Raw genomic sequence first — 7,355 nt, 5'->3', positions numbered from 1 at the left:
ACAGGGCTAGAGTGAAACCTAAAATAACTAAAAATCAAAAGGATACCATTTAATTTCGGCTTAACTTAATGACATTGGGCGCGAGCGTCTCGCTCGTGAATAAATACAAATGAATTGCTTAATAATTTAGCACGATTTACAATAAACGCTTCCCAGTTGGCAAAGTCTCCCGACTTTTGCGCTTTTTAATTTTAACACATTTCTATTCAACCAATTAAATTTAAAACAGAGTAACTTTACGTTATGCAGCACAACCTCAACCGCTTCCTACAAGCACAAACAAACACCTATGCAACGGCACTCGAGGAAATCCAAAACGGACAAAAACAATCCCATTGGATGTGGTTCATCTTTCCCCAAATCGCAGGTTTAGGTTTCACCGATTATAATATCTTTTACGCCATTAAAAACATTAAAGATGCACAAGCCTATTACAACCATCCCATACTCGGTAAACGCCTAATCGAAATCTCCGAAGCCATTTTACAAGTCCAAAACAAAACCGCATTAGAAATCCTCGGCAAACCCGACTCCCGCAAACTCAAATCCTGCATGACACTGTTCCTACAATTACCCAATGCAGCACCAATATTCCAAAAAGTCCTCGACAAATACTACAATGCTGCTCAAGACGAAAAAACAATTGAAATTTTAAAAACTTAGAGAACCAATTTTGATGATCCTAAAAAATACCAAGCATCTAAAACGTCAGTTCGAGATTTTTTGAGTAGTAAAACGAAGCAACTAAATATCGAGAACCGCTGTTAATCATTATTCACCTAACTCTCGATTAACACCTGTCCATTTTTTGAACCAAATAAGATAAACCTAAAGATTTTTCTGTTAAATTGCAACTCTATTATCAGGTGTATCTTTCCATAGTGAGGGATTACACTGATAAAATAAGTACAATATACTTAGTTGTGCGACATAGTCAAAAAACCGCAAAAAAAGATATGAATTTAATTAAAGACGATTGGTTTACTGTAGAAAAAGTTGATAATGAAACTTATGTTATTAGCGAATATAAGCATTGGGAAGAAACGCATTGTTATTTGTTGAACGGAACAACAAATAGTTTATTAATTGACACGGGATTGGGAGTTAAAAATATCAAAGCAGTTGTGAATAAATTCGCAACAAAACCACTAATAGTAATTCCAACACATACTCATTATGACCATATTGGTGGACTAAGATATTTTGACAATTTTTATATTCACGAAAATGAAGAAGATTGGATTAATGGAAATTTCCCTTTGCCTTTGGACTTTATCAAAAATCTTTTAATAGAAGAACCTTGTGAATTTCCATTAGATTTCAATATAGATGATTATGAGATATTTCAAGGAAAACCAACTAAAATATTAAAAGACAATGATATTATAGAATTAGGAAATCGTACAATTCAAATCATTCATACGCCAGGACACGCACCAGGTCATATATGTCTATATGAAAAGGAAAAAGAGTATTTATATTCAGGAGATTTAATCTATAAAGGTAAATTAACCGCCTTTTTTCCAACCAGTGACCCAAAAACATACAAAAACTCAATTGACAAAGTGGTAAATTTGCCGATTAAAAAAATATTACCTTCTCATTTTGATTTGGATTTACAAACTTCAATTATAAAAGAAATTAAAGATGCTTTTGAACAAATTGAAAATGACGGTAAGTTAGAACAAGGCTCGGGTTTGTTTCATTATCAAAATTTCACAATATCAATTTAACAGAATGAAATAGAAAATTGGACTAAATAAAACTACGATCGCACAACAGCTACTACAACGGATTTGGGCAATTGGCTTGATGGAAAGTTGGTTTTGTATTTGGGATGATTTGGCATATCCGAAGAATGGGCTTAATTTAGTCCCAAACCCGCAGTAGTACCAAGACGTTAGTGGCAACCGCCGCGCAGAGGCAAGAATCTAACGCATTTTTAAAATGTAAAACTTCAAATTAGAAAATACTGAATGGGAAGAATTTAAGCATCTTTTTAAGCGTGAAGAAATTGCTGCAAAGAAAATTCTTTTAAATGAAGGTGAAATTGCTAAAAAAGCATTCTACATTGAAAAAGGTTGTTTACGAATATGCTTTAATAATAATGGTAAGGATATTACATTTCAATTTTTCTTTGAAGGAGAAAGCGTTTCATCAATTGAGAGCTTTAGAACAAATCAACCAAGTATATTTACTATCGAAAGTATAGAACCGTGTATCATACATTCTATTTCTAAAAAAGATTTACAATCAATTGTTGAGAAATCAAAATCAATAAAACAACAAGTAGAAGAACATACTTTTCAGCGTTTAATTTTTTATCAAAAATTATTTCTCTCCCATATCAAAGATAACCCTGAAAAAAGATATCTTGACTTATTTGAAAACAATCCAAAAATTTTACAACGAATTCCGCAACATTACATTGCTTCTTATTTAGGAATTACATCTGTTTCATTAAGTCGGATTAGAAACAGAAGATCGTAAATTTATTTATTAACAATTGTTATCGCTGAACAATACTTAACTTCTGAATTTTGTACTGTAATTTTAAACAGTAAAAAAATGAAAGTAGTTATCGTTTTCAACCATCCCTATGAAGGAAGTTTTTGTAATGCTATCTTGGAATCAGTTTCAAATGGACTTATGAAAGCTAAACATACAATTGAGCTCATTCATTTAGACAAAGACAATTTTAATCCAGCAATGACCGCAGCCGATTTAAAAGGTTTTCGTGATAAAAAACCAGTTGATCCAAAAGTAATCGAATACAGCAATAAAATAAAAAACGCAGACCATATTGTATTTATTTTTCCAATTTGGTGGGAACTTATGCCAGCAATGACAAAAGGATTTATTGATAAGGTTATCTTTCCTGGAGTTGCCTATGACTATACAAACGAATCAAATACAAGAATGAAACCTTTATGGAATAACATTCAAGGAGTGACGATGATTACTACCATGAATACTCCAAATTGGTTATATTGGTTACTTTTCGGAAATGCTATTAAGAAAGCTATGATGTTAGGAACTTTTTGGAAAATTGGGTTTAAAAATCGAAAATGGATAAGTTTTAATCAAGTTAAGATGGTGTCAAACGAAAAAAGAAAAAAATGGTTAAATAAATTGGAAAATAACTTTGCCGAATTAAAATGAAAATGGCAGCCACTAACACACCTCTTGCGCCATTTGCGAATTTAGTGGAATTACCGTTTTTAATCGTATTTTCGTTTAGCCGAAAATACTCGTTTTCATAAGTCGCAAAAGACCCAAGCTGCAAAAATGTTATCACCAACTTTCAATTGAGAGTTATTTCTTTTCTCCCGATTATAAAACCTCACCATATTTCTTGTACGTATTCACTGCTTCAAAGGCTATAAACTACAAACTCAAATACTAAAAGCTTGCGTTTTTTATATTTATCCTTCTCAGAAAAAACACACTACTCGCTACGGCAATAAAACCGAAACGCCGATTGAGCCATAAAAATAGCCAATTGCAGGACTTTCGGCCACTTCTTTTGTGGTATAAACAAACGCATAGGATAAATTCCAATTGTGCCTGCGATAGGCCAAACCTGCTTTTGCATTGAATCGAAAATATTCAATAGGAAATGTAACCGGAGACGTGTCACTAAACAAACTACCTTGAATGGTAGCATCGTATACCTGATACCGGATACTAGGTGCTGCATAAAAGTAAAATTCGTTGTAATTGTATTTGGAAGTTCCTACACTGGCACCCAACAACGAAGAATTCAGTAAAGGTAATCGTTTTTTAAATCCGATTCGGGCCACTAAACCGGTACTCATTCCCGTGAAAATGGTTCCAAAATCAGCGGTAGACTGCCAGTTTAAATCGAAGGTGTTTTGGATTTTGTTTTGGGATAATTTTTTAAAATACAACCCGTTAATTTGAAAAGCCAATGCATTTCGGATTTGATTTTCCCAACCATAAATGTTTTTGTAATTAAAAATTTTATGGAAATTTTCTTGAAAACCTTGCGCATACGAATTGGGACCAATAGTCCCCACCGCGAATCCCACTTTTATGGCATGCGAATCGGCTTTAAAAAAACCTTTTTCATAACCGGCAAACAGATAACCGGCAAAAGGTCGGTCGTTATCATCAACGGCTTCTGCGTTTACATATCGAGGCGTGTATACATTTTGGCCAATGTAAAATTGATTGGTGGTTTTAAATTCATTTTCTACGCTATTTTTTCCTACATAACGGTAAAAAAGAGTCAAGCCGTTGGTATAATACATGTCGTTTTTAGACGAGGTATACAAATCGTTGTCGGTAATTAAGCCTATTTCACTGGTTCGAATTTGGCTGTAACACAAACCCGAAATCAACAGTAAAAAAAACGTTTGTATTATTTTCATTTGTACGTCACTTTTCCGACGGTATGCATAATCCGCACAATTTTATTTTTGCGTTTGTTGATGTAACTCGAAGAGCCCGTTGCTTTAAACTTTCTTGGATTTGGTAAAATAGCTGCAATTCCGGCCGCTTCTTTCTCGGTTAAACTGGCACAGCCTTTTCGGTACCAATATTGGCAGGCAGCCTCTGCTCCATAGACACCATCACCCATTTCGATACTATTGAGGTAGACTTCCATGATCCGTTCTTTACCCCAAATTAATTCAATTAAAACGGTAAAATAAGCTTCTAAACCTTTTCTGAGGTAACTTTTACCTTGCCATAAAAACACATTTTTGGCTGTTTGTTGCGAAATGGTACTACCACCGCGAATTTTTCGGCCGCGTTCGTTGTTTTTATATGCTTTTTGCATCGCATTTAAATCAAAACCGCTGTGTTGTAAAAAAAGACCGTCTTCGCTGGCAATAACTGCTTTTTGCAAATTCATTGAAATGCGATCAATCGGCTCCCAATCGTGGTCAAAAAACACTTCTTTTTTATCCATTTTATTTTCGATGGCGCGAATCAACATCAACGGTGTAAAGGGAACAGGAACAAATTTAAAAAAAACGACCGACCCAATGGAAAGTCCAAAAAACCATAATGTTGCTTTCAATAAAAAACGTCCGATTTTACTTTTAGTGGAACCTTTATTTTTTTTTGCTGTTTGTTTGGCTTTTTTTGCAACTGGTTTTGGAGTAGGTTTTTTTGTGGCCATTTTAATCAAAAGGTAATTCGGTGGTACTTGGTTGTATGAATTGGTAAAATTACTTTTTTTGATACATTTTCCAATATAATCGACCTTTTAAAACGAATCCTTTTCCACTAAAATTAAGCAATCAGTAGCTCATGCGATTAAAAACTGCCAAATTTGAAAGATTTCCCTCAAGCAATGACTTCTTTTTATTATTTCTTTAAGAAAATCGGTCCCCGAAAAAAGAAACAAGGCTGATTAAATTTGTAATTTTAGCCCCTCAAAAACAAAAATTCTATGAAAAAATTAGTAATCACTGCATTCATATTAACGAGTTTAAGCACTATGGCACAAAATGTAATGTCACCAAAATTATTATGGGAATTAGGAAGGGTTTCGGCTTTGGGAATTTCGAAAGACGGAAAAAACATTGTTTATAAAGTTACCACGCCTTCGGTTGCCGAAAACAAATCGCATTCCAAACTTTACAGCATTCCGGTAAACGGCGGCACAGCCACCGAAATAACCGACAGTAAATCCATTTTAGCCGATAAAAACATTTCGCCGAATGGCAAATACACCGTTTATGATGAAGCTGTTAAAATAGAAAAAATCAACGGTAGCGATTTGTATCCAGCATTATCCAAATCGGGCGCGCAGGTATACGACGGTTTGAATTACCGCCATTGGGACACTTGGAACAACGGCAGCTACAACCACGTTTTTTATAAAGAAAACAAAGATGGCGCTGCCGGAATTGATATCATGGCAGGCGAAAATTATGATTCGCCACAAAAACCATTTGGTGGTGACGAAGATTACATTTGGTCGCCCGACAGCCAATCGATTTTGTATGTTTCCAAGAAAAAGGCTGGAACTGCCTATGCCATTTCTACCAATACCGATATTTACCAATACGATCTTGCCTCGAAAAAAACCAGCAACAAAACCGAAGGCAATATGGGTTATGATACCGCTCCTCAATTTTCGCCTGAAGGTCATTTGTCATGGTTGCAAATGAAAAGAGACGGGTACGAATCGGACAAAAACGATATTATAGTGGAAGTTAACGGCATCAAAGTGAATCTAACGGCACAATGGGACGGGACTGTGGATAGTTTTATGTGGAGCAAAGACAGTAAAAACATCTTTTTTATTGCCCCTATTGATGGAACAAAACAATTATTTGTGGTCAATTTTACTCGAAATACCAAAATGATTCCGCGTGTAAAACAAATCACCGATGGCTTATTTGATGTCAATCATATAGTCGGTTTTACCGAAAACACCGTTATAGTAACGCGTTCTGACATGAATCATGCAGAAGAAATTTTTGCCTATCATCTTAAAGAGAAGTCATGGAAACAAATCACTAACGTGAATACCAAAACCTATGACAATTTGGCTTTGAGCAAAACCGAAAAACGCTATGTTACCACAACCGATGGTAGAAAAATGCTGGTTTGGGTGATATTGCCACCTCACTTTGATCCCTCTAAAAAATACCCCACTTTATTGTATTGCCAAGGAGGTCCTCAAAGTGCCTTGACCCAATTTTATTCTTTCAGATGGAATTTTCAACTTATGGCGGCTAATGGTTATATTGTGGTAGCCCCTAACCGACGAGGAATGCCCGGACATGGCGTAGCATGGAACGAAGAAATTAGTAAAGATTGGGGCGGACAAGTGATGCAAGATTACCTTTCGGCTATCGATGATGTGGCGAAAGAATCGTATGTAGATTCTAAACGCTTGGGCTGCGTAGGAGCTAGTTTTGGGGGGTATTCGGTATTTTATTTGGCTGGAATTCACCAAAATCGCTTCAAAACATTTATTGCCCACGATGGCGTTTTCAACACCCAAAGTATGTTTGGCACTACCGAAGAAGTCTTTTTTAGCAACTGGGATTTTGGAGGTGCTTATTGGGAGAAAAACAATGCGGCTGCTCAAAAAGCCTACACTACTTTTAACCCAATGAATTATGTAGACCAATGGACAAGTCCGATTTTAATTTTTCAAGGCGGAAAAGATTACCGAGTGCCTATTGGACAAGGTCAAGAAGCGTTTCAAGCGGCTCAATTACGAGGTATTAAAAGTCGATTGGTGTATTTTCCAGAAGAAAACCATTGGGTTTTGCAACCGCAAAATGCACAAGTATGGCAATCCGAATTTTTTAAATGGCTTAAAGAAACCTTGTAAAACCAAGATTTTTAGTTATTTTTATAAAGCT

Annotated in this window: 7 protein-coding genes; 5 read left to right on the top strand and 2 right to left on the bottom strand. The window is 35.4% G+C overall.

Translation table 11 applies throughout. The features are described 5' to 3' along the window. Positions 1 to 243 precede the first annotated feature (243 nt). From I5M07_RS08315 to I5M07_RS08300, 4 genes are all read left to right on the top strand, one after another. A complete protein-coding gene (locus tag I5M07_RS08315) occupies positions 244 to 663 on the top strand; it encodes a DUF1810 domain-containing protein (protein WP_200105756.1) in 420 nt (139 codons plus the stop codon). 293 nt (positions 664 to 956) lie between these two features. Then, entirely contained in the window at positions 957 to 1,733 is a 777-nt protein-coding gene (locus I5M07_RS08310) for an MBL fold metallo-hydrolase (RefSeq protein ID WP_200105755.1), read from the top strand. Positions 1,734 to 2,013: 280 nt separating this feature from the next. Further along, positions 2,014 to 2,490 carry a Crp/Fnr family transcriptional regulator gene (locus tag I5M07_RS08305; protein ID WP_200105786.1) on the top strand — a complete coding sequence of 159 codons (477 nt, stop codon included), beginning with the start codon at positions 2,014 to 2,016 and terminating at the stop codon, positions 2,488 to 2,490. A gap of 78 nt (positions 2,491 to 2,568) precedes the next feature. Then, complete coding sequence (locus I5M07_RS08300) at positions 2,569 to 3,162, top strand: NAD(P)H-dependent oxidoreductase (RefSeq protein WP_200105752.1); 594 nt, start codon at positions 2,569 to 2,571, stop codon at positions 3,160 to 3,162. Between the two features lie 293 nt (positions 3,163 to 3,455). Here I5M07_RS08300 and I5M07_RS08295 read toward each other — a convergent pair whose 3' ends face one another. Continuing rightward, a complete protein-coding gene (locus tag I5M07_RS08295) occupies positions 3,456 to 4,394 on the bottom strand; it encodes a lipid A deacylase LpxR family protein (RefSeq protein WP_200105751.1) in 939 nt (312 codons plus the stop codon). Then, the gene (gene mtgA / locus I5M07_RS08290) at positions 4,391 to 5,149 is read right to left on the bottom strand and encodes a monofunctional biosynthetic peptidoglycan transglycosylase (protein ID WP_200105750.1); all 759 of its coding nucleotides are present in this window, start codon (positions 5,147 to 5,149) and stop codon (positions 4,391 to 4,393) included. Before mtgA ends, I5M07_RS08295 begins: the two co-directional genes overlap by 4 nt. Positions 5,150 to 5,422: 273 nt before the next feature. Here mtgA and I5M07_RS08285 point away from each other — a divergent pair, with 273 nt between their 5' ends. Continuing rightward, entirely contained in the window at positions 5,423 to 7,324 is a 1,902-nt protein-coding gene (locus I5M07_RS08285; protein WP_200105749.1) for a S9 family peptidase, read from the top strand. Positions 7,325 to 7,355 lie beyond the last annotated feature (31 nt).

It is taken from the genome of Flavobacterium agrisoli (assembly GCF_016522065.1).
Lineage (GTDB): Bacteria > Bacteroidota > Bacteroidia > Flavobacteriales > Flavobacteriaceae > Flavobacterium > Flavobacterium agrisoli.
Note: the sequence above shows the minus strand (reverse complement) of the source record. Positions and strands in the feature narration are given on the sequence as shown.